Genomic DNA, 20480 nt, shown 5'->3' with positions numbered 1-20480 from the left:
GGGCAGCATAGCGCCGCAAGCTGAGGCTGCAACCGGCTCAGACGCGGTGATAGGGCGTCCCGGCAAGGATTTGCCCGGCACGGTAAAGCTGTTCCGAAAGCATCACCCGCACCAGCATATGCGGCCAGACCATTCGCCCGAAGCTGAGCGACCAGTCCGCCTTCGCGCGCAGCCCGGGCGCGATGCCATCCGCCCCGCCGATCACGAAGGCGACATCGCGCGCCGCATCACGCCAGTTGCCCAGCCGCGTCGCGAATTCGGGGGAACTCACTAGGTCTCCGCGCTCATCGAGCGTGACGACCACGGCACCGGCAGGCAGCGCGCGCTCGATCAGCGCGGCCTCCGCCTCCATGCCAAGGTTCTTCTTGTCCTCGACCTCGATCACCGAGGCCGGGCCAAGGCCGATCGCCCGCCCCGCCTTGGTGAAGCGATCGAGATAGTCCTCGATCAGCGCAAGCTCGGGGCTTTTGCGCAGCCGCCCCACGGCGCAGATCGTGACCTTCATCGCGAGGGATCAGACGCGCGTGCCCGAGGGCATCCACATCTTCTCGAGCTGGTAGAATTCGCGCACTTCGGGGCGGAAGACATGGACGATGACGTCGGTGGCGTCGATCAGCACCCAGTCGCCCTGCTCCTTGCCTTCGATCTTGCAGATCCGGCCGAATTCTTCCTTCATCCGCTCGGTCAGCTTTTCGGCGATGGCGCCGACCTGACGCGACGACCGGCCCGAGCAGATCACCATGTAATCCGCGATCGACGAGCGACCGCGCAGGTCGATCGTGACGATATCTTCGGCCTTGTCGTCTTCGAGGGAGGCGATGACGCGCGCCAGAACCTGGTCGCTCGTCGTTTCGGCACTTGCGAGAGGGCTCGTCATCAGGGCCGCCTTTGCGTCCGAAGCGACGGACGCGGGTGAGAGATGAGACAGGACATTGTCCTCCGGAGGGTCCACGCGCCGAATGGCCCCGGCGCAGGGCATATCAAAAACGTAACATCGCGCCCGTGAAATCTCAACCGAGAGGGCGCGATTTCCCGCCGGCTCGCTTAATGGCGCGGGAATGTCAACCCGAGACCGCCCCGCGGGCCGCGGATTTCCTTGCGGGACTCGGGCCGATGGCCTATATCGCGCGCCATGATCCGTATTTTCGACATGGACGATCGCGCCCGCCTCCGCGAGCGCTTCTACGGCGAAAGCCGCTCGATCCTCGCCCGACTTTGAGCTCGGCGCGGGGGCGATGCCCCTGTCTTCGCGGCCCCGCGCCGCGCGATCCCATTCAGCCATTCGAAGCCAGAAAGTGAGAGCCATGTCCGCTCCGAAGACCCTCTACGACAAGATCTGGGACGCCCATGTCGTCTCCGAAGACGCCGACGGCACCTGCCTGCTCTATATCGACCGCCACCTCGTGCACGAGGTCACCTCGCCTCAGGCCTTCGAGGGCCTGCGCATGGCGGGCCGCCCGGTGCGCGCCCCGGAAAAGACCATCGCCGTGCCGGATCACAACGTGCCCACCACCGAGGGCCGTGAAACGCATATCGACAACGAGGAATCCCGCATTCAGGTCGAGGCGCTCGACAAGAATGCGAAGGATTTCGGCATCAACTACTACCCGGTGACCGACATCCGTCAGGGCATCGTGCATATCGTCGGCCCGGAACAGGGCTGGACGCTGCCGGGCATGACCGTCGTCTGCGGTGACAGCCACACCGCGACCCATGGCGCCTTCGGTGCGCTCGCCCATGGCATCGGCACCTCGGAGGTCGAGCATGTGCTCGCCACCCAGACGCTGATCCAGAAGAAATCGAAGAACATGAAGGTGGAGATCACCGGCAAGCTGCGCCCGGGTGTCACCGCCAAGGACATCACCCTTGCGGTGATCGGCGCCACCGGCACCGCGGGCGGCACCGGCTATGTGATCGAATATTGCGGCGAGGCGATCCGCGATCTCTCGATGGAAGGCCGCATGACCGTCTGCAACATGGCGATCGAGGGCGGCGCCCGCGCCGGCCTGATCGCGCCGGACGAGAAGACCTTCGCCTATGTCATGGGCCGTCCCCATGCGCCGAAGGGCGCGCAATGGGAAGCGGCGCTGAATTGGTGGAAGACGCTCTTCACCGACGAGGGCGCGCATTTCGACAAGGTCGTCACGCTGAAGGGCGAAGAGATCGAGCCGGTCGTGACCTGGGGCACCTCGCCCGAGGACGTGCTGCCGATCTCGGGCAAGGTTCCGGCGCCGGAGGATTTCACCGGCGGCAAGGTCGAGGCGGCGAAGCGTTCGCTCGACTACATGGGCCTCACCCCGGGCATGAACCTCACCGACATCAAGATCGACACCGTCTTCATCGGGTCGTGCACCAATGGCCGGATCGAGGATCTGCGCGCCGCGGCCGCGATCGTGAAGGGCAAGAAGATCAAGGACGGCATGCGCGCCATGGTCGTTCCTGGTTCGGGCCTCGTGCGCCTGCAGGCGGAGGAAGAGGGTCTCGCGCAGATCTTCATCGACGCCGGTTTCGAGTGGCGGCTGGCCGGCTGCTCGATGTGCCTCGCGATGAACCCCGATCAGCTGAGCCCGGGCGAGCGCTGCGCCTCGACCTCGAACCGCAACTTCGAGGGCCGTCAGGGCCGCAATGGCCGCACCCACCTCGTCTCCCCGGCGATGGCGGCGGCGGCGGCGCTCACCGGTCACCTGACCGACGTGCGCGAACTGATGTGATCCGGGGCCGGACGCCCCAAGGAGGTTAGGATGAAAGGCACCACGGCTCTCTTCGTCTCCGGCGGCCTCGCCCTTCTGGGCGGGCTGATCGCGATCCTGTTCCCGCTGCCCGCCTCGCTCGCCGTGGCGGTCTTCGTGGGCTGGATGTTCCTTCTCAGCGGGGTGCTCGGCCTCTGGGCCGGGTTCTCCGACACGACGATTCCGGCGCGCGGCTGGCTGATGCTCTTCGCGCTGCTGCAACTCGTCGTCGGCGTCTGGATGCTTGCGAACCCGCTCAAGGGCCTCGTCTCGCTCACCATCGTCCTCGGCGCGATTTTCCTCGTTTCCGGGGCCGGTCGTGCCATGGTGGCGCTTGCCTTCAGCGGCACGCGCACCTTCTGGATGATGCTGCTCTCGGGCGTGATCACGGCGGCGCTTGGCCTCTACATCCTGTTCAACGTGCCGGAATCGAGCCTGATCCTGCTTGGAACGCTGCTCGCGATCGAGCTTGTCGTGATCGGCTCCACCCTCATTGCCCTGGGCCTTGCCCTCAAGAAATCGGATATGTGACCCATGCAGAAATTCGAAAAACTCACCGGGATCGCGGCGCCCATGCCGCTGGTCAATATCGACACCGACATGATCATCCCGAAAGGCTTCCTGAAGACGATCAAGCGCACCGGCCTTGGCGTGCACGCCTTCGACGAGATGCGTTACAATCTCGACGGCTCGGAAAACCCCGAGTTCGTGCTGAACAAGCCGCAGTATCGCGAGGCCTCGATCCTCGTCGCGGGCGACAACTTCGGTTGTGGCTCCTCGCGTGAGCACGCCCCCTGGGCGCTCGCCGATTTCGGCATCAAGGCGATCGTCTCGACCTCCTTCGCCGACATCTTCTTCAACAACTGCTTCAAGAACGGCATGCTGCCGATCGTGCTGCCGCAGGAGCAGGTCGACCTGCTGATGAAGGACGCGGAAAAGGGTGCCAATGCGCGCATGACCGTCGATCTCGAGGCGCAGGAGATCACCACCTCGGATGGCGTGAAGATCCCCTTCGAGGTCGATGCCTTCAAGAAGCACTGCCTGCTGAACGGTCTCGACGACATCGGCCTGACGCTGGAAAAGGTCGCCGCGATCGACACGTTCGAGGCGCAGGCCGCGCAGTCGCGCCCCTGGGTGTGATGCCGGGAGCGTTGCCCTTGTGGTGACCAACCCATTGAAACACAAGATAAAGGGCCGCCTTCGAGGCGGCCCTTTTTTCGCCTTCGGATTGATGCAATTGCGCACCAGTTCCACCTTCAATTCGCCGCTTTGGGAAACGAACCCTTAAGCACGGATTGCCAGACCGGGTGGAAGTGGGCAAAATCATGGCAACAATGAGGCAGTTCGCCACAATCGGCGAGAAAATCAGTTCGGCACAGGCTCTCGGCAATGTATCGGGGGCGACCGAGGCGAGGGGCAGGACCGTGATTGCACGTTATGCAGGCGCGTTGGTGCGGGCCATTCTGGTGGCTTTCGTCATCGCCATGCCGTCGTTGATTCTTCCGACGGTCTCCGCGGATACCGGGCAGATCGTGGCGCTGATCGGGCTTTTCGCCGCGGCGCTGACCTTCTTCGAATATGCCTCCGTCTATCCCGGCCTCGTCGAGTTCCGCGACGCGCCGCCGTTCAACCGCATCCGCTATGCCTCGCTGCTCGTCACCGTGACGATGCTTTCGATCGTGGTTCTGGCGCGCACCGACGGCTCGACGCTCGCGCGTTTCGTCGACGTGATCGGCGCGGCGATGGCGCGCTCGATCGACATCCCCTACAGCCCGGTGCGGCTGCTGGTGCTGATGCTGCCCGAGACGGCGACACCCGCGCAGGTCGAGATCGTGCGCACCGCGGGCGGCATCGCCTATATGACCTCGCTGGTGACGCTGGGCTATTTCGTGGTGGCGATCCGCGCCGCCGGCTGGCCGACGCGGCACGGCAGCTTCAACGTCTGGGTCAACCTGCCGACCTTCGACCCCACCGCCGGCGGCGACGTGGTCGAGCGGCTGCGGCGGGATGCCTGGTTCAACATCGCGCTGGGCTTCCTTCTGCCCTTCCTCATCCCCGCGGTGATCAAGGCGATCTCGGCGAGCTTCTCGCCGGTGACGCTCAGCTCGCCGCAAACCCTGATCTGGACGGTGACGGCATGGGCCTTCCTTCCGGCGAGCCTCTTCATGCGCGGCATCGCGATGGGGCGGATCGCGAGCATGATCGAGGCGAAGCGCCGCGCCTCTTCCGACGCGGCCGAAGATCACCTCTTGCCGGCCTGATCGCGGCGGCGCTTCTGGCGCTTCCGGCCGCGGCCGAACCGCTGCGCATCGCGACCTATGGCGCGGAGCTTTCGCGCGACGGGCCGGGGCTTCTTTATCGCGACCTCGAAAAGGGCGACGATCCGCAGATTGCGGCCGTCGTCGCGGTGATTGCCGCGGCGCGGCCCGATGTGCTTTTGCTCACCGGGTTCGACTGGGATTACGAGGGCAGGGCGCTCGCCAGCCTTTCCGCGCGGCTGGCGCAGGCGGGGCTCGATTATCCGTTCCATTACGCGCCGCGGCCGAACAGCGGGCTCGACAGCGGCCTCGATCTCGATGGCGACGGCACCGCGGGCAGCCCGCGCGATGCGCAGGGCTACGGTCGGTTTCTGGGCGACGGCGGCATGGCGATCCTCTCGCGGCTGCCGATCCTCTCCGATCAGGCGCGCGACTTTTCCGCGCTGCACTGGGCGGATCTGCCCGGCACGCTGATCGGTGGCGCGGCGATGTCGCCCGAGGCGGTCGCGGTGCAGCGCCTCTCGACAACCGGGCATTGGGACGTGCCGCTGCAACTCCCCTCGGGCGCGGCGCTGCATCTTTTCGCCTTCGCCGCGACGCCACCGCTCTTCGATGGGCCGGAGGATCGGAACGGACGCCGCAACCATGACGAGATCGCCTTCTGGCAACGCTATCTCGACGGGCTGCTGCCGGAGAAACCGGCGCAGGCGCCCTTCGTCCTCCTTGGCGACGCCGAGCTCGATCCGCAGGGCGGCGCCGGCCGGCACGCGGCGATCGCGGCCTTGCTCGCCGATCCGCGGCTGCAGGATCCGGCGCCGCGCTCGGATGGCGGGGCGCAGGTGAAACGGGCGGAGCAGGGCGGCGATTCTTCCCTCGACACGATAGATTTCGGAGCGAAAAGCAAGACCGGCGGATTGCGGCTCGACTACGTTCTGCCCTCCGCCGATCTGCGCGTGACCGGGGCGGGGGTGCTCTGGCCGGCGCCCGGCGATCCGCTTGCCGCGACGGCGGCGAAGGCCTCGCGGCATCGCCTCGTCTGGGTCGATATCGACGCGCCCTGAGCGCCGCGCTTGACCCCGCGGCCCCCCTCGGCTAGGCCGCTCCCGACCCTTCTTTTGTTGGAGATTGCCATGGCCAACCCTTCCCTTCTGATCCTCGCCGGCGACGGCATCGGCCCCGAAGTCATGACCGAGGTGAAAAAGATCATCACCTGGTATGGCGACAAGCGTGGTCTTGCCTTCGACGTGACCGAGGATCTCGTCGGCGGTGCTGCCTATGATGTGCATGGCGTGCCGCTTTCGGACGAAACCATGGCCAAGGCGCAAGAGGTTGACGCCGTCATGCTTGGCGCCGTGGGCGGGCCGAAATACGACGTGCTCGACTTCTCGGTGAAGCCGGAGCGCGGCCTGCTGCGTCTGCGCAAGGAGATGGACCTCTTCGCGAACCTGCGCCCCGCGCAGTGCTTCGACGCGCTCGCCGATTTCTCCTCGCTCAAGAAGGACATCGTCGCCGGGCTCGACATCATGATCGTGCGTGAGCTGACCTCGGGCGTCTACTTCGGCCAGCCCCGCGGCATCATCGAGGAAAACGGCGAGCGTGTGGGCATCAACACCCAGCGCTACACCGAAAGCGAGATCGCCCGCGTCGCGCGTGCCGCCTTCGAGCTTGCGAAGAAGCGTGACGGCCGCGTCTGCTCGGTCGAGAAGGCCAACGTGATGGAATCGGGCATCCTCTGGCGCGAGGTCGTCACCGCGATCCACGCCGCCGAATACCCGGAGATCGAGCTGAGCCACATGTATGCCGACAACTGCGCGATGCAGCTCGTCCGCCGGCCGAAGCAGTTCGACGTGATCCTCACCGACAACCTCTTCGGCGACATCCTCTCGGATTGCGCCGCGATGCTGACCGGTTCGCTCGGCATGCTGCCCTCCGCGAGCCTCGGCGCGCCGATGGCGAATGGCCGCCCGAAGGCGATGTACGAGCCCGTGCACGGCTCGGCCCCCGACATCGCGGGCCAGGGCAAGGCGAACCCGATCGCCTGCGTGCTGAGCTTCGCCATGGCGCTGCGCTACAGCTTCGATCAGGGCGAGGAGGCGACGCGCCTCGAGAAGGCGGTCGAGAAGGTGCTGGCCGACGGCGTGCGCACCGCCGACCTGATGGGCCCCGAGGGGGGCACCGCGGTCTCGACCTCGGAGATGGGCGACAAGATCATCGCCGCGCTCGACGCGAGCCTCTGATCTGACGACACGAAACGGGCGGCGCGGGGGAGACCTCGCGCCGCTTTGCTTTGCACTTGCCTGCCGCCCGGGCCGCCCTTTATGTCAGCGATAACGGAGGCGGTGATGAGCGCTGGCAAGTCGAATGTGAAAGGCGCGATCTATGCGCTCCTCGCGATGGCGATCTACGCCACGCATGACGCGGTGGTGAAACACCTAGGTGCGCAATATTCGGCGATCCAGATCGTGTTCTTCGCCGCGCTGCTTAGCTTTCCGCTGCTGTCGGTGATCCTGCTCAACGACAAGCGCGAGGGGCATCTGCGCCCGATCCACCCCTGGTGGGTGACGGGGCGCGCGGTGGCCACGGTGATCAACGGCGTCACCGCCTTCTATGCCTTCGGTCATCTGCCGCTGGCGCAGGTCTATCCGATTCTTTTTGCGACGCCGCTCTTCATCACCGTGCTCTCGATCCCGGTTCTGGGCGAGAGGGTCGGCTGGCATCGTTGGGCGGCGGTGGTGATCGGGCTGATCGGCGTGCTGATCGTGGTGCGTCCGGGGCAGGCGGAACTGACGCTCGGCCATGTCGCCGCGCTCGTCTCGGCGCTGCTTGGCGCTTTCGCCGCGATCAGCGTGCGCAAGATCGGCAGTGACGAGCGGTCCGTCGTGCTGCTGCTCTCGCCGCTGCTGGGCAATGTGCTGGCGATGGGGGCGGCACTGCCGCTGGTCTGGGTGCCGCTGCAGCTTGTCGATCTCGGCTTCATGGCGATCGTGGCGCTGTTCGGCCTCACCGCCGCCTTCCTCTCGATCCTCTCCTATCGCGCGGGCGAGGCGGCGATCGTCGCGCCGATGCAATATTCGCAGATCCTCTGGGCGGTGCTCTTCGGCTGGGTGCTGTTTGACGAGCGCCCCGATGCGCTGACGCTGATCGGCGCGGCGGTGGTGATCGCCTCGGGCATCTACATCCTGTTCCGGGAGGCGACGGCGAACGCCTCGCAGAATACGCCGGTGCTCGAGACGCGCGGGCGCGTGGAGATGGTTTCGACCCCCCGTTCCTCGCTTTTGCAGCGCGCGCTGAACCTGACCGGACGCAGCACTTCGCGCTGAGTGCGAGATTTCTCGGAATCCCCCTTGCAAATGCCGCGCCGGTTGGCTAATTCGCCCCTCACGGTCGGAGCGTAGCGCAGCCTGGTAGCGCACCTGCTTCGGGAGCAGGGGGTCGGAGGTTCGAATCCTCTCGCTCCGACCAATATCTTCCCGAAAATTCAGCAAGTAAAATGCAAGGCCTGCTCCGAACCGGAGCCATGCTGAACCGGGCGTTGAACTCGCCTCGGGGCTTTGCGCGCGCATCAGCGACACGTTCTCGTCAGAACGGCCTTTCGGAGGCGGGTGATGAAGAGAATTTTTTGGTGACCCCGACAGGATTTGAACCTGTAACCTGCCCCTTAGGAGGGGGCTGCTCTATCCAGTTGAGCCACGGGGCCACGCGCCTCCTTTTGCGGAGAATTTCACGCGAAAGCAAGCTGCACCGGAAAGCGCAAAGGAAAAGGGGGAGCGTATTGGCCCACCGCTCCCCCTTTCGGGTCCGGGTTCGCGATCGGAGTCTACACGCGATCCGGTATGTGCGGGGGCGGTTTTTTCGGTGTCTGGGCCGCCTCCGTTATCGCTAACATGACACGAGTGAAATGCTTGCGCAAGAGAAATGTTTGGCGTTAAGCAAAGGGTATCCCCATCGAAAGGACGCCCCTTGGCCCGCCCCCCCGCCGATCCCCGCCGCCCCCTGACCCTGCGCGATGTCTCCGAAGCGTCGGGCGTGTCGGAGATGACGGTCAGCCGGGTGTTGCGCAACCGGGGCGATGTCTCCGAGGCGACCCGCGCGAAGGTGCTCGCGGCGGCGCGGCAGCTTGGCTATGTGCCCAACAAGATCGCCGGCGCGCTCGCCTCGCAACGCGTCAACCTCGTCGGCGTGATCATCCCCTCGCTTTCGAACCTCGTCTTTCCCGAGGTGCTGACCGGGATCTCGGCCGAACTCGAGGATACCGGGCTGCAACCGGTCGTGGGGGTGACGGACTATTCCGCGGCGAAGGAAGAGGCCGTGCTTTACGAGATGCTCTCCTGGCGCCCTTCCGGCGTGATCCTGGCCGGGCTCGAACACACGCCGACGGCGCGGGCGATGCTGGAGAACGCCGGCGTGCCGGTCGTCGAGATCATGGATGTGGATGGCGAGGGCGTCGATTCCGTCGTCGGCATTTCGCATCGCCGGGCGGGGCGCTACATGGCCGAGGCGATCGTCGCCGCTGGATACCGTCGCATCGGCTTTCTCGGCACGAAGATGCCGGAGGATCACCGCGCGCGCAAACGGCTCGAGGGGTTCCGCGAGGGGCTTGCCGCGGCGGGGCTTGATCTTGCCGATACCGAATTCTACTCCGGCGGTTCGGCGCTGCTGAAGGGGCGGGAGATGACCGCCGAGATCCTCTCGCGCAGCCCGGATATCGACTTTCTCTATTATTCCAATGACATGATCGGGGCGGGCGGGCTGCTTTGGTGCCTCGATCATGGCTATGACGTGCCCGAGAAACTTGGCCTTGCCGGGTTCAACGGGGTCGATCTGCTCGACGGCCTCCCGCGCAAGCTTGCGACGATGGATGCCTGCCGGCGCGAGATCGGGCGCAAGGCCGCCGAAATCATCGCCGGGCGCCCGCATGGCGGCATGATCGGGGGCGAGGTGATCGAACTCGAACCGGTGCTTCAGCTCGGCGACACGATCCGCCGCCGCTGAGCCCTAGCGCCGCGCGCCCCAGCTGAGCGAGGCATATTGCCGCGTGTAGAATTCGCCCATCAGCCCGATCGCCAGGAAGATGAGGCCGAGCGTGAGCGGGTATTCCCAGTTCGAATTGTGCGGATTGTAATTGATGAAGGTGTAGCCGCGCGCCTGGTCGATGGTGTGGAACAGCGGGTTCCAGTTGAACAGCACCAACATCTTGTGGGTCAGGTTGTTCGCAAGGAACATCTTGCCCGAGGCGATCATGTTCGCGCGGGAATAGACCTGCTGGATGATGCCGACGACCGAGGGGTTCCAGGGCTTCGCCGCAAGGAAGACCATCCCCAGCGCGACGCCGACGAACCAGGTCAGAAGCACCATCGCCAGCGCGCCCACCCAGTCATAGATCTCGATCGGGGTGAAGGCGGCGTGGTAGATGTAAAGCACCACCGTCATCGACAGAAGCTGGATATAGAGCACGCTCAGCGCCGAGGAAGCGATCGAGACCGCGGTGGTCATCGGCGCGTGTTTCATCATCTGCGAGGTCGAGCCCTCGGAGCCGAAGACGGCGCCCATCGCCTTGGTATGGGTCATGTAGAGGAAGATCCCCGACATGATGTAGAGCATGAAGTCGCCGCGCACCTGGCTGCCGCGCAGGCCGAGCACGCCGTACATGATGTAGAAGGTGAAGACGAGCAGCATCGTCTGCATCATGTTGCGCAGCAGGCCGAGGATCGCGTTGCCCTGCGACTTGCGGATATGGCGCACCGTCGCGTGGTAGATCAGCTCCAGCATGCTGAAGGTGGATCCGATCTTGCTTTTGCTGCGTTCGGTTCTGAACATGATCCTGCCGTGCTGGCCTCGATACCTTTTACCGCGGAAAACTTGCCGTTCCCTTGACGGGGCATCATAAGGTGAGGGGTAGAACATGGCAATCTGGCCGTAAAACGGCCGAATGGAGTGGAAAATGGATTTTGACCGTCTCGTGAGCGTGATGCGACGTCTGGCCCTCGAGGCGGGCGACCGGATCATGGAAATCTACAATTCGCCCGATTTCGAGGTGAAGACCAAGTCCGACAGCTCCCCGGTGACCGAGGCCGACGAGGCCGCCGATGCGCTGATCTCCGCGGGCCTCGCCGAGGCCTTCCCGGCGATGGCGCTGGTGACCGAGGAGCAGGCGGCAAGCCACGATCAGCATGTCAGCACCTTCCTGATTGTCGATCCCCTTGATGGTACGAAGGAATTCGTCAAGCGCCGCGGCGATTTCACGGTCAATATCGCCTATGTCGAGGATGGCGTTCCGCTGCGCGGCGTCGTCTATGCGCCGGCGAAGGGGCGGCTGTTCTACACCCTTGCCGATGGCCGCTCGGTCGAGGAGATCGGCCCTGATTTCCACAAGGAAGCGATCGGCGAACAGAAGCCGCTTTCGGTGTCGATGCCGGACAACCGCGGGCTGATGGTCGTCGCTTCGAAATCGCACCGCGATCAGGCGACCGACGATTACATCGCTCAATATGCCGTGAAGGACATGACCTCGGCGGGTTCCTCGCTGAAATTCTGTCTCGTCGCCACCGGCGAGGCCGATCTCTACCCGCGGCTCGGGCGCACGATGGAATGGGACACGGCCGCGGGCGACGCGGTGCTGCGCGGCGCCGGCGGGCAGATGGTGCGATTCGAGGATCACGCGCCCTTCACCTATGGCAAGGAAGGTTTCGCCAATCCCTTCTTCATCGCCTATGCGCCGGGCGTGCTCCTGGTGAAATGATGTCGACCCTGATCGTGATCCCGGCGCGTTACGCTTCGACGCGTTATCCGGCGAAACCGCTCGTCGCGCTGACCGGCGCGACGGGCGCGGCGAAGACCCTGATCCGCCGCAGCTGGGAGGCGGCGATGGCGGTCGAGGGCGCCTCCCGCGTCGTCGTCGCCACCGATGATGACCGAATCCGCACCGAGGCGGAGAGCTTCGGCGCCGAGGTGGTGATGACCTCGACCTCCTGCGCCAACGGCACCGAGCGCTGCGCCGAGGCGCTCGCCAATCTCGGCGGCGGCTATGACATCGTCGTCAACCTGCAGGGTGATGCGCCGCTCACCCCCGCCTGGTTCGTCGAAGACTTGGTGAAGGGGCTGATCGCCAACCCCTGGGCCGAACTCGCCACCCCGGTGCTGCGCTGCGAGGGGGCGATGCTCGCCGGGCTGATCGAGGATCGCCGCAACGATCGCGTCGGTGGCACCACCGCCGTCTTCGGCGCCGGCAACCGGGCGCTCTATTTCTCGAAGGAAGTGATCCCCTATACCGGCAAGGCCTATGGCGCGACCGAGCCGACGCCGGTCTTCCACCATGTCGGCGTCTATGCCTATCGGCCCGAGACGCTGATGGCCTATCCCGGATGGACGGTCGGACCGCTCGAAACGCTCGAGGGGCTCGAACAGCTGCGCTTCCTCGAGAACGGGCGCGCCGTGCTCTGCACCGAGGTGGAGGCGCGGGGGCGGCAGTTCTGGGAGCTGAACAACCCCTCCGACGTGCCGAAGATCGAGGCGATGATGGCGGAAATGGGAATCGCCTGATCCGGCTGCGGGCCCGGGGGCGCAACCGCGATATGCGTCGTCCCGGCCCGCTTTCCCGCGGACTGACCCGGCGGCAGGCAAAGTGAGACAATAACCGCCGGTTTCCCCTTAACTTTTACCTTACCATGCTGCGATGCTTGAGCAGCGGCCGGAATAGGGCCAGAATGGCCGCAACGCATTCGAGCGGAACCGCTCAAAAAGATAGGTGCTTCATGAAACGCAAGGTTACGAAGGCGATCTTTCCGGTCGCAGGCCTCGGAACCCGCTTCCTCCCCGCAACGAAGTCGATCCCGAAGGAAATCCTGACGCTCGTCGACAAGCCCCTGATCCAATACGCGATCGACGAGGCGCGCGCCGCCGGGATCAAGGAATTCATCTTCGTCACCTCGCGCGGCAAGTCCGCGCTCGAGGATTATTTTGACGATGCCCCCGAGCTCGAGGCCTCGCTGCGCAAGAAGGGCAAGACCGAGCTGCTCGAGATGCTCAAGACCACCAACATGGATTCGGGCGCGATCGCCTATGTCCGGCAGAACCGCCCGCTCGGCCTTGGCCACGCGGTCTGGTGCGCGCGCAAGCTGGTCGCCAACGAGCCCTTCGCGGTGATTCTCACCGATGACGTGATCGCCGCCGAAAAGCCCTGCCTTGCGCAGATGATGGACGCCTATAACGAGACCGGCGGCAACGTCGTCGCCGCGATGGAAGTGCCGCAGGAGCGCACATCCTCCTACGGTATCCTCGACATCGCCGAGGACATGGGCTCGATGGTCCGCGTGAAGGGCATGGTCGAGAAGCCGAAGGCGGAAGAGGCGCCTTCGAACCTCGCGGTGATCGGGCGCTACATCCTGACCCCGCAGATCATGCAGAACCTCAACAAGAAGAAAGAGGGCGCCGGCGGCGAGATCCAGCTGACCGACGCGATCGCCGAGGAGATCGAGAAGGGCAATCCCGTCTATGGTTTCCGCTTCCGTGGTCAGCGCTACGATTGCGGCTCGAAGGCGGGCTTCCTGCAGGCGACGGTGGCCTTCGGCCTTGCGCGCGACGATCTGCGCGAGGAGTTCGGCGACTATCTGAACGACCTCATGGCGATGCGCACCGCGGCCGAGTGAGTCCATGACGAAGCATGTTCTGGTTACCGGCGGCGCCGGCTATATCGGCTCGCACGCCTGCAAGGCGCTGCGTGCCGCGGGTTATGTTCCGGTCACCTATGACAGCTTCGTCACCGGCTGGCGCGATGCGGTGAAGTTCGGCCCCCTCGAGGAGGGCGAGCTTTCCGATCGCGCGCGGCTCGACGCCGTTTTCGCCAAGTGGAAGCCGGTCGCGGTGATGCATTTCGCCGCGCTCAGCCTCGTCGGCGAGTCGATGAAGGATCCGGGGAAATACTGGCGCGCGAATGTGCTCTCCTCGCTCACCCTGATCGAGGCGGCCTGCGCGGCCGGTTGCCTCGATTTCGTCTTCTCCTCGACCTGCGCCACCTATGGCGATCAGGACGGGGTCGTGCTCGACGAGGGCACGCGGCAGATGCCGATCAACGCCTATGGCGGCTCGAAACGCGCGATCGAGGACATGCTGCGCGACTTTGGCGCGAGCCACGGGCTGCGCTCGGTGATCTTCCGCTATTTCAACGTGGCGGGCTGCGACCCGGAGGCGGAGGTGGGCGAATTCCACCGCCCCGAGACGCATCTGATCCCGCTGATGCTCGACGCGATCGACGGGCGGCGCCCGGCGCTCACCGTTTTCGGCTCGGATTACCCGACGCCCGACGGCACCTGCATCCGCGACTATGTCCATGTCTCCGATCTGGTCGACGCGCATCTTCTCGGGTTGCAATGGCTCGAGGCGGGCAAGCCCTCGGAGGTGTTCTGCCTCGGCTCCGGCACCGGCTTCTCGGTGCGCGAGGTGATCGCGCAATCGCGGGCGGTGACCAATCGCGAGGTGCCGATCGTCGAGGGCGATCGCCGCCCCGGCGATGCCGCAAAACTCGTCTCCGGCTCGACCAAGGCGCTGCGCGAACTTGGCTGGGCACCGAAGCGCACCGACCTCACCACGATGATCGCCGACGCGTGGCGCTGGCATCAGAGCGGACATTATGAAAAATAGCCCCCTGACGGGGGTGTGATGGCGTCTTTTTCCGATCTCTGGGAAGCCTATCGGTTGCGGCACAAGCGCCGCTACCTGCTGTTGCGTGCGATCCATCGCCGCCGGCATTTGCGCAGTGTCGCCGACCGCACCGCGGCGATCCGTCGCGACAGCCTGCTCGTCTTCGCCACCATGCGCAACGAGGCGGCGCGCCTGCCCTGGTTCTTCACGCATTACCGGGCGATGGGGATCAATCATTTCCTGATCGTGGACAATGGCAGCGACGACGGCACCGTCGAGCTGCTTGCGGCCCAGCCCGATGTCTCGCTCTGGAGCACGGGCAAAAGCTATCGTCTCTCGCGTTTCGGCGTCGATTGGGTGAGCTGGCTGCTGTTCCGCTATGGACATGGGCACTGGTGCCTGACCGTCGATGCCGACGAGCTGCTGATCTATCCCTATCACGACACGCGGCCGCTGCCGGCGCTCACAGAATGGCTCGACCGCAGCGGGATCCGGGTGTTTCCCGCGATGATGCTCGAGCTTTATCCGAAGGGGCCGATCGACGCGCAGCGTTACCTGCCCGGGCAGGATCCGACCGAGGTGCTCGGCTGGTATGACGCCGGCAATTACACGATCGCACGGCAGGATCAGACGCGCGCGCTCTGGATTCAGGGCGGGCCGCGGGCGCGGATGTCCTTTGCCGACCGGCCGCGGCATGCGCCGACGCTGTCGAAACTGCCGCTGGTGCATTGGAACCGGCGCTGGATCTACCTCAACTCGACCCATGCGCTGCTGCCGCGCCGCCTCAACGAGGCCTATGACCGGCTCGGCGGGGAAAAGATCTCCGGCCTGCTCCTGCACACGAAATTCCTGCCCGAGGTGGTCGGGAAATCCGCCGAAGAGAAGCAGCGGCGCGAACATTTCGGCCGGCCGGAGAATTTCGACGCCTATTACGACGATCTGATCGCCGCGCCCGATTTCTGGACCCCGCACTCCACCCGCTACGAGGGCTGGCGCGCGCTCGAGGCGCGGGGGCTGATGTCGCGCGGGGGCTGGATATGAAAGAAGATTGTATCTCAGTGAGATACAAATATTTACCTGTCGCGGTGATATGCCTATTCTGACCGGAAAATCATATCGTGTCACGTTTTCGCCAGGGCAGGCAGGCAGCGTTCCGTTTTCCGGTTTCTTTGCATGGGACAATTAACCCTGTCTCAAGCAAAATCGGTCAAACCGGAACGCAGGGCGCGGACGCGCGGAGGAGAGGCCAGGAGTGGGGCTGAGGCAGGCCATAAAACTGCGCAGGGAGCGGCGTTTGCGCCAATGGCGCGGCTTTCGCAAGCGCCGGCAGCTGCATGTCGTGGCCGATCGCACCGCGAAGATCGGGCGCGGCGACGTGCTTCTCTTCTGCACCCAGCGCAACGAGCGCATCCGTCTGCCCTATTTCCTGCGCTACTACCGCGACCTCGGGGTGAAGCATTTCCTCTTCGTCGACAACGACAGCACCGACGGCGCGCGTGATTATCTCGCCGGGCAGCCGGATTGCTCGGTCTGGACGACGACGGGCTCCTACAAGGCCTCCGCCTTCGGGATGGACTGGCTGAACCATCTTCTGCGGATCTACGGCACCGGGCACTGGACGCTGACGGTCGACCCCGACGAGTTCTTCGTCTACCCGTTCTGCGACACCCGCCCGATCGACGCGCTGACCGACTGGCTCGACACCTACGACATCCGCTCCTTTCCGGCGATGCTGCTCGACATGTATCCGAAGGGGCCGATCGACGCCGTGCCTTACCGCGAGGGACAGAACCCGTTCGAGATCGCCAGCTGGTTCGACAGCGGCAATTACATGCTGCGCAAGAACCGGGCGATGAACAATCTCTGGATCCAGGGCGGGCCGCGCGCGCGGATGTTCTTTGCCGACCATCCGAAGGATGCCCCCTCGCTCAACAAGATCCCGCTGGTGAAATGGGAGCGCGGCCTCGTCTATACCTCCTCGACCCATATGCTCCTGCCGCGGGGGCTGAACATGGTCTATGACGAATGGGGAGGGGAGAAGGCCTCGGGCTGCCTTCTGCATGCGAAGTTCCTCTCGCCGCTGACGCACAAGGTCGCCGAGGAGATGGAGCGCAAGGAGCATTACGCCGGTTCACGCGAGTATCGCGCCTATCGGGAGCGCTTGAGTTCCGAGCCCGATCTGTGGACAAAATGGTCGGAGAAATACATCAACTGGCGTCAGCTCGAGATCCTCGGGCTGATGTCGAAGGGGAACTGGGCATGAGGGCGCGGAAGTGACCGTCGGCTTCATCATGATGTGCCACACGGCGCTGCACCGGGCCGCGCAGGTCGCGCGCTACTGGGCGGAGAATGATGCGCCGGTGGTGATCCATGTCGACGCCCGGGTCTCCGACGCGGATTTCACCGCGCTCGGGCGCAGCCTCGCCGATCTCGGCAATGTCTCCTTCTCGAAGCGCTTCAAATGCGAATGGGGCACCTGGTCGCTCGTCTCCGCGGCGCAGGCCGGGGCGGAGCAGATGCTCGCGCGCCATGCCGAGGTGCGGCATGTCTATCTCGCCTCCGGCTCCTGCCTGCCGCTGCGGCCCCTGCGCGAGCTTGTCGATTACCTCGACGCGCGACCGCAGACCGATTTCATCGAGAGCGTCACCACCGCCGAGGTCGGCTGGACGGTGGGCGGCATCGACATGGAGCGCTTCACCCTGCGCTTCCCCTTCTCCTGGAAGAAGCAGCGCCGCCTCTTCGACCGCTACGTCGAATTCCAGCGCCGCATCAAGTTCCGCCGCCGGATCCCCGACGGCATCGTGCCGCATCTGGGCAGCCAGTGGTGGTGCCTCACGCGCCAGACGCTGAGCGCGATCCTGCAAGACCCGGAGCGGGTCGCGCATGACCGCTATTTCTCCAAGGTCTGGATCCCGGACGAGAGCTATTTCCAGTCGCTCGCCCGGCTCTATTCCGCCAATATCGAGAGCCGCTCGCTGACGCTGTCGAAATTCGACTACCAGGGCAAGCCGCATATCTTCTACGACGACCACCTCCAGCTTTTGCGCCGTTCCGACTGTTTCGTCGCGCGCAAGATCTGGCCGAAGGCGGATCGTCTTTATGCGACCTTCCTCTCGAACCGGCCGCCCGAAAGCATGGCCGAACCGAACCCGGCCAAGATCGACCGGCTGTTTTCCAAGGCGGTGGAGCGGCGCACCAAGGGGCGCCCCGGCCTCTACATGCAGAGCCGCTTTCCCCGGCAGGATCACGAGAACGGCAAGACCTCCGCCCCCTATTCGATCTTCCAGGGCTTCTCCGATCTTTTCGAGAATTTCGAGGGATGGCTTGCGAAGCACGTCGGCGCGCGGGTGCACGGGCATCTCTTCGCGCCCGACCGCGCGGAGTTCTCCGGCGGCGAGACGATGTTCAACGGCTGCCTGATCGACAATGCGACGCTGCGCGACTACAACCCCCGGGGCTTCCTGACCAATGTGATCTGGAACGCGCGGGGCGAGCGGCAATGCTTCATGTTCAGCCCGCGCGACACCCAGGCCGTGAACTGGTTCACCGCCACCGATCCGCATGCGCAGATCTCGGTCATCACCGGCGCCTGGGCGGTGCCTCTGTTCCGCTCGAACCGCAATTTCGGCGAGATCCGGAGCGAGGCGGCGCGGCTGCAGCAGATCGAGATCGACCACATCAACATTCTGCGCTCGATGTATGTGAAGGCGCGGGTGCGGATCTGGAACATGGCGGAATTCATCGAGAACCCGATGGAGCCGCTGCAGACGATCATCGACGAGATCAGCCCCCGCGCCACCCGCCGCCTGACCGAGGCGCCGCAGCTCGTCGACCTTACCGGCTTCGGCCAGTTCCTGCAGAACCTCAAGAACCAGGGCATGAAGCCCCGGTTGATGGGAGATTTCCCGATGGGGGGCGACGGCCCCTCGCAATCGCCGCGCCGTGGCCGCCCCTATCTCGTGAAGTGATTTGATGCCCAAGTTTGACAGTTTCGTTGTCTTCGCCGAGATGCGCACCGGGTCCAACCTGCTCGAGGCGGCCTTGAACGAGCTGCCCGGGGTGCATTGCCACGGCGAGGCCTTCAACCCCGCGCTGATCGGCTATCCGAAGAAGACGGAACTGCTCGGCATCACGCGGGAGGCGCGCGACGCCGATCCGCTCAAGCTCTGGCGCAAGATCAAGGCGGCGCCGGGGCTGAACGGCTGCCGCTATTTCCACGATCATGATCCGCGCGTGCTCGAGGCGATGCTCGGCGATCCGGCCTGCGCGAAGATCGTGCTCACTCGCAATCCGATCGAGAGCTATGTCAGCCTGCAGATCGCGCGGGCGACCGGGCAGTGGAAGCTGGGCGACGCGAAACATCGCAAGGAGGCGGTGGCGCTTTTCGATGCCGCCGAGTTCGAGGATCATCTCGCCACGCTGCAGGATTTTCAGATCACGCTGATGCATGCGCTGCAGGTCTCGGGGCAGAGCGCCTTCTACATCGACTACGAGGATGCGCAGGATCTCTCCGTGCTGAACGGGCTGGCGAAATGGCTTGGCGCCGGGGCGGAGCTTGCGGCGCTGCCCTCGAGCCTCGTGGTGCAGAACCCCGAGGCGCTCGAGGAGAAGGTCGGGAATTTCCCGGCGATGGAAGCCTCGCTCGCGCGGATGGACCGGTTCAACCTGTCGAAAACGCCGAATTTCGAGCCGCGGCGGGGGCCGAACGTGCCCGGTTTCGTCGGCTGCGACGCGGGGCTGCTTTACATGCCGATGCGGCCGGCCCCCGATGCGCCGATCCGTGAGTGGCTGGCGCAGATCGGCCCGCTCGAGGAGAATTTCTCGCAAAAGACCCTGCGCCAGTGGAAGCGCAAGCGCCCCGGTCACCGCAGTTTCACCGTGCTGCGCCACCCGCTTCTGCGCGCGCATCTCGCCTTTGCGGCGGTGCTTGGCTGGGCGAACATGGCGGAGACGCGCGAGGTGCTGCGGCGCAGCTACAAGCTGCCGATCCCGGCCGAGGGCAAGAGCCTGCCGGCGGGCGCCTGGGCCGAGGGGCTTGCCGCCTTCCTGCATTGGCTGAAGAGCAATCTCAACGCGCAGACGAGCCTGCCGGTGATGCAGATCTGGGCGAGCCAGTCGGTGACCTTGCAGGGATTCGCGCAATTCGCGGTGCCCGACCTGCTCGTGCGCGAGGATCGGATGGCCGAGGATCTCGCCTGCCTTGCCGCGATGGCGGGTGTCACCGCCCCGGCCTTCCCGGTGACCGATGGCGATACCGCGCCGGTGAAACTGGCCGAGATCTGGGTGCCCGAGCTTGAGAGCGCGGCGCAGGAAACCTACGCGCGCGACTACATGCAGTTCGGTTTTGCGAAATGGAAGACGGCCTGATCAGGCCGCCTGAACGCCCTGTCCCACGGTCAGCACCGCATGCAGCGCCGCCGGATCGGTATTGGCGCGCAGCTTGGTGCAGATCTCGGGGTTGCGCAGCGTGCGCGACACGAGCGCCAGCGCCTTGAGATGCTCGACCCCGGAATCCTTCGGCGCGAAAAGCGCGAAGATCAGATCGACGGGCAGCCGGTCGACCGCATCGAAATCGAGCGGCTTCTCGAGGCGCAGGAACACCCCCACCACCGATTTCAGCCCGTGCAGACGCGCATGCGGCAGCGCGACGCCATGGCCGACACCGGTCGGGCCGAGCGTCTCGCGCTCCTGCAGCGCGTCGACGGTCTGGGTTGCATCCAGCCCGTAGGCTGAATGCGCGATTTCAGCGAGATCCTGAAACAGGCGCTTCTTGCTCGTGACATTGGCCAGCACCTTCACGGCGCCCGGCTTGAGCAGGGAGGAAAGATCCATCTGTCCTTTTTCCGCGCCCGCCATG

The 20480-nt window shown here is 65.1% G+C and carries 20 protein-coding genes and 2 tRNA genes; 17 read left to right on the top strand and 5 right to left on the bottom strand.

Annotation, left to right across the window (positions count from 1 at the left end; translation table 11 throughout):
* Positions 1 to 37: 37 nt before the first annotated feature.
* Positions 38 to 505, bottom strand: coding sequence for a 23S rRNA (pseudouridine(1915)-N(3))-methyltransferase RlmH (rlmH, locus tag AB7U46_RS00485; protein ID WP_428334959.1), 468 nt, complete (start codon positions 503 to 505; stop codon positions 38 to 40).
* A gap of 9 nt (positions 506 to 514) precedes the next feature.
* On the bottom strand, positions 515 to 877 hold the full coding sequence (gene rsfS / locus AB7U46_RS00480) for a ribosome silencing factor (RefSeq protein ID WP_428334958.1): 363 nt from the start codon (positions 875 to 877) through the stop codon (positions 515 to 517).
* Between the two features lie 427 nt (positions 878 to 1304).
* On the opposite strand from rsfS, the gene leuC reads away from it, so the two are divergent.
* From leuC to AB7U46_RS00440, 8 genes are all read left to right on the top strand, one after another.
* On the top strand, positions 1305 to 2711 hold the full coding sequence (leuC, locus tag AB7U46_RS00475; RefSeq protein WP_428334957.1) for a 3-isopropylmalate dehydratase large subunit: 1407 nt from the start codon (positions 1305 to 1307) through the stop codon (positions 2709 to 2711).
* Positions 2712 to 2741: 30 nt separating this feature from the next.
* Positions 2742 to 3260 carry an HdeD family acid-resistance protein gene (locus AB7U46_RS00470; RefSeq protein WP_428334956.1) on the top strand — a complete coding sequence of 173 codons (519 nt, stop codon included), beginning with the start codon at positions 2742 to 2744 and terminating at the stop codon, positions 3258 to 3260.
* Positions 3261 to 3263: 3 nt separating this feature from the next.
* Positions 3264 to 3869, top strand: a complete 606-nt coding sequence (leuD, locus tag AB7U46_RS00465; RefSeq protein WP_428334955.1) for a 3-isopropylmalate dehydratase small subunit — start codon at positions 3264 to 3266, stop codon at positions 3867 to 3869.
* 284 nt (positions 3870 to 4153) lie between these two features.
* A complete protein-coding gene (locus tag AB7U46_RS00460) occupies positions 4154 to 4990 on the top strand; it encodes a hypothetical protein (protein ID WP_428334954.1) in 837 nt (278 codons plus the stop codon).
* Entirely contained in the window at positions 4987 to 6048 is a 1062-nt protein-coding gene (locus tag AB7U46_RS00455) for an endonuclease/exonuclease/phosphatase family protein (protein WP_428335076.1), read from the top strand. The genes AB7U46_RS00460 and AB7U46_RS00455 overlap by 4 nt, the downstream gene beginning before the upstream one ends.
* Positions 6049 to 6117: 69 nt before the next feature.
* A complete protein-coding gene (gene leuB / locus AB7U46_RS00450) occupies positions 6118 to 7224 on the top strand; it encodes a 3-isopropylmalate dehydrogenase (RefSeq protein ID WP_428334953.1) in 1107 nt (368 codons plus the stop codon).
* Between the two features lie 105 nt (positions 7225 to 7329).
* Positions 7330 to 8307: a DMT family transporter gene (locus AB7U46_RS00445; RefSeq protein WP_428334952.1), complete on the top strand. Its 978-nt coding sequence runs from the start codon at positions 7330 to 7332 to the stop codon at positions 8305 to 8307.
* Between the two features lie 65 nt (positions 8308 to 8372).
* A tRNA-Pro gene (locus tag AB7U46_RS00440) sits at positions 8373 to 8449 on the top strand.
* A gap of 158 nt (positions 8450 to 8607) precedes the next feature.
* On the opposite strand, the gene AB7U46_RS00435 is transcribed toward AB7U46_RS00440, so the two are convergent.
* Positions 8608 to 8684, bottom strand: a tRNA-Arg gene (locus tag AB7U46_RS00435).
* Between the two features lie 263 nt (positions 8685 to 8947).
* On the opposite strand from AB7U46_RS00435, the gene AB7U46_RS00430 reads away from it, so the two are divergent.
* Complete coding sequence (locus AB7U46_RS00430) at positions 8948 to 9979, top strand: LacI family DNA-binding transcriptional regulator (RefSeq protein WP_428334951.1); 1032 nt, start codon at positions 8948 to 8950, stop codon at positions 9977 to 9979.
* A gap of 3 nt (positions 9980 to 9982) precedes the next feature.
* Here AB7U46_RS00430 and AB7U46_RS00425 read toward each other — a convergent pair whose 3' ends face one another.
* On the bottom strand, positions 9983 to 10804 hold the full coding sequence (locus tag AB7U46_RS00425) for an ABC transporter permease (protein WP_428334950.1): 822 nt from the start codon (positions 10802 to 10804) through the stop codon (positions 9983 to 9985).
* A 124-nt stretch (positions 10805 to 10928) separates the two neighbouring features.
* Here AB7U46_RS00425 and cysQ point away from each other — a divergent pair, with 124 nt between their 5' ends.
* From cysQ to AB7U46_RS00385, 8 genes are all read left to right on the top strand, one after another.
* Positions 10929 to 11726 (top strand): 3'(2'),5'-bisphosphate nucleotidase CysQ, encoded by a 798-nt coding sequence (gene cysQ / locus AB7U46_RS00420; RefSeq protein ID WP_428334949.1) that lies wholly within the window; start codon positions 10929 to 10931, stop codon positions 11724 to 11726.
* Positions 11726 to 12526: a 3-deoxy-manno-octulosonate cytidylyltransferase gene (locus tag AB7U46_RS00415; RefSeq protein WP_428334948.1), complete on the top strand. Its 801-nt coding sequence runs from the start codon at positions 11726 to 11728 to the stop codon at positions 12524 to 12526. The genes cysQ and AB7U46_RS00415 overlap by 1 nt, the downstream gene beginning before the upstream one ends.
* 212 nt (positions 12527 to 12738) lie before the next feature.
* Entirely contained in the window at positions 12739 to 13632 is an 894-nt protein-coding gene (gene galU / locus AB7U46_RS00410; RefSeq protein WP_428334947.1) for a UTP--glucose-1-phosphate uridylyltransferase GalU, read from the top strand.
* Between the two features lie 4 nt (positions 13633 to 13636).
* On the top strand, positions 13637 to 14623 hold the full coding sequence (galE, locus tag AB7U46_RS00405; protein WP_428334946.1) for a UDP-glucose 4-epimerase GalE: 987 nt from the start codon (positions 13637 to 13639) through the stop codon (positions 14621 to 14623).
* Positions 14624 to 14641: 18 nt separating this feature from the next.
* Positions 14642 to 15664, top strand: coding sequence for a glycosyltransferase family 2 protein (locus AB7U46_RS00400; protein ID WP_428334945.1), 1023 nt, complete (start codon positions 14642 to 14644; stop codon positions 15662 to 15664).
* A 211-nt stretch (positions 15665 to 15875) separates the two neighbouring features.
* Entirely contained in the window at positions 15876 to 16886 is a 1011-nt protein-coding gene (locus tag AB7U46_RS00395) for a glycosyltransferase family 2 protein (protein WP_428334944.1), read from the top strand.
* A gap of 10 nt (positions 16887 to 16896) precedes the next feature.
* Positions 16897 to 18591 (top strand): beta-1,6-N-acetylglucosaminyltransferase, encoded by a 1695-nt coding sequence (locus AB7U46_RS00390; RefSeq protein ID WP_428334943.1) that lies wholly within the window; start codon positions 16897 to 16899, stop codon positions 18589 to 18591.
* 4 nt (positions 18592 to 18595) lie between these two features.
* Entirely contained in the window at positions 18596 to 19990 is a 1395-nt protein-coding gene (locus AB7U46_RS00385; RefSeq protein ID WP_428334942.1) for a nodulation protein NodH, read from the top strand.
* On the opposite strand, the gene AB7U46_RS00380 is transcribed toward AB7U46_RS00385, so the two are convergent.
* Positions 19991 to 20455, bottom strand: a complete 465-nt coding sequence (locus AB7U46_RS00380) for a PTS sugar transporter subunit IIA (RefSeq protein ID WP_428334941.1) — start codon at positions 20453 to 20455, stop codon at positions 19991 to 19993. It lies immediately after the preceding gene.
* Positions 20456 to 20480: the final 25 nt, after the last annotated feature.

The organism is Paenirhodobacter sp., from assembly GCF_050177655.1.
Classification (GTDB): Bacteria; Pseudomonadota; Alphaproteobacteria; order Rhodobacterales; family Rhodobacteraceae; genus Rhodobacter.
Note: the sequence above shows the minus strand (reverse complement) of the source record. Positions and strands in the feature narration are given on the sequence as shown.

What these genes read in the sequence shown, in the direction of transcription:
- rlmH (WP_428334959.1), bottom strand. Translation starts at nt 505, where the DNA reads ATGAAGGTCACGATCTGCGCCGTGGGGCGGCTGCGCAAAAGCCCCGAG.
- rsfS (WP_428334958.1), bottom strand. Translation starts at nt 877, where the DNA reads ATGACGAGCCCTCTCGCAAGTGCCGAAACGACGAGCGACCAGGTTCTG.
- leuC (WP_428334957.1), top strand. Translation starts at nt 1,305, where the DNA reads ATGTCCGCTCCGAAGACCCTCTACGACAAGATCTGGGACGCCCATGTC.
- AB7U46_RS00470 (WP_428334956.1), top strand. Translation starts at nt 2,742, where the DNA reads ATGAAAGGCACCACGGCTCTCTTCGTCTCCGGCGGCCTCGCCCTTCTG.
- leuD (WP_428334955.1), top strand. Translation starts at nt 3,264, where the DNA reads ATGCAGAAATTCGAAAAACTCACCGGGATCGCGGCGCCCATGCCGCTG.
- leuB (WP_428334953.1), top strand. Translation starts at nt 6,118, where the DNA reads ATGGCCAACCCTTCCCTTCTGATCCTCGCCGGCGACGGCATCGGCCCC.
- AB7U46_RS00445 (WP_428334952.1), top strand. Translation starts at nt 7,330, where the DNA reads ATGAGCGCTGGCAAGTCGAATGTGAAAGGCGCGATCTATGCGCTCCTC.
- AB7U46_RS00425 (WP_428334950.1), bottom strand. Translation starts at nt 10,804, where the DNA reads ATGTTCAGAACCGAACGCAGCAAAAGCAAGATCGGATCCACCTTCAGC.
- cysQ (WP_428334949.1), top strand. Translation starts at nt 10,929, where the DNA reads ATGGATTTTGACCGTCTCGTGAGCGTGATGCGACGTCTGGCCCTCGAG.
- AB7U46_RS00415 (WP_428334948.1), top strand. Translation starts at nt 11,726, where the DNA reads ATGTCGACCCTGATCGTGATCCCGGCGCGTTACGCTTCGACGCGTTAT.
- galU (WP_428334947.1), top strand. Translation starts at nt 12,739, where the DNA reads ATGAAACGCAAGGTTACGAAGGCGATCTTTCCGGTCGCAGGCCTCGGA.
- galE (WP_428334946.1), top strand. Translation starts at nt 13,637, where the DNA reads ATGACGAAGCATGTTCTGGTTACCGGCGGCGCCGGCTATATCGGCTCG.
- AB7U46_RS00400 (WP_428334945.1), top strand. Translation starts at nt 14,642, where the DNA reads ATGGCGTCTTTTTCCGATCTCTGGGAAGCCTATCGGTTGCGGCACAAG.
- AB7U46_RS00385 (WP_428334942.1), top strand. Translation starts at nt 18,596, where the DNA reads ATGCCCAAGTTTGACAGTTTCGTTGTCTTCGCCGAGATGCGCACCGGG.
- AB7U46_RS00380 (WP_428334941.1), bottom strand. Translation starts at nt 20,455, where the DNA reads ATGGATCTTTCCTCCCTGCTCAAGCCGGGCGCCGTGAAGGTGCTGGCC.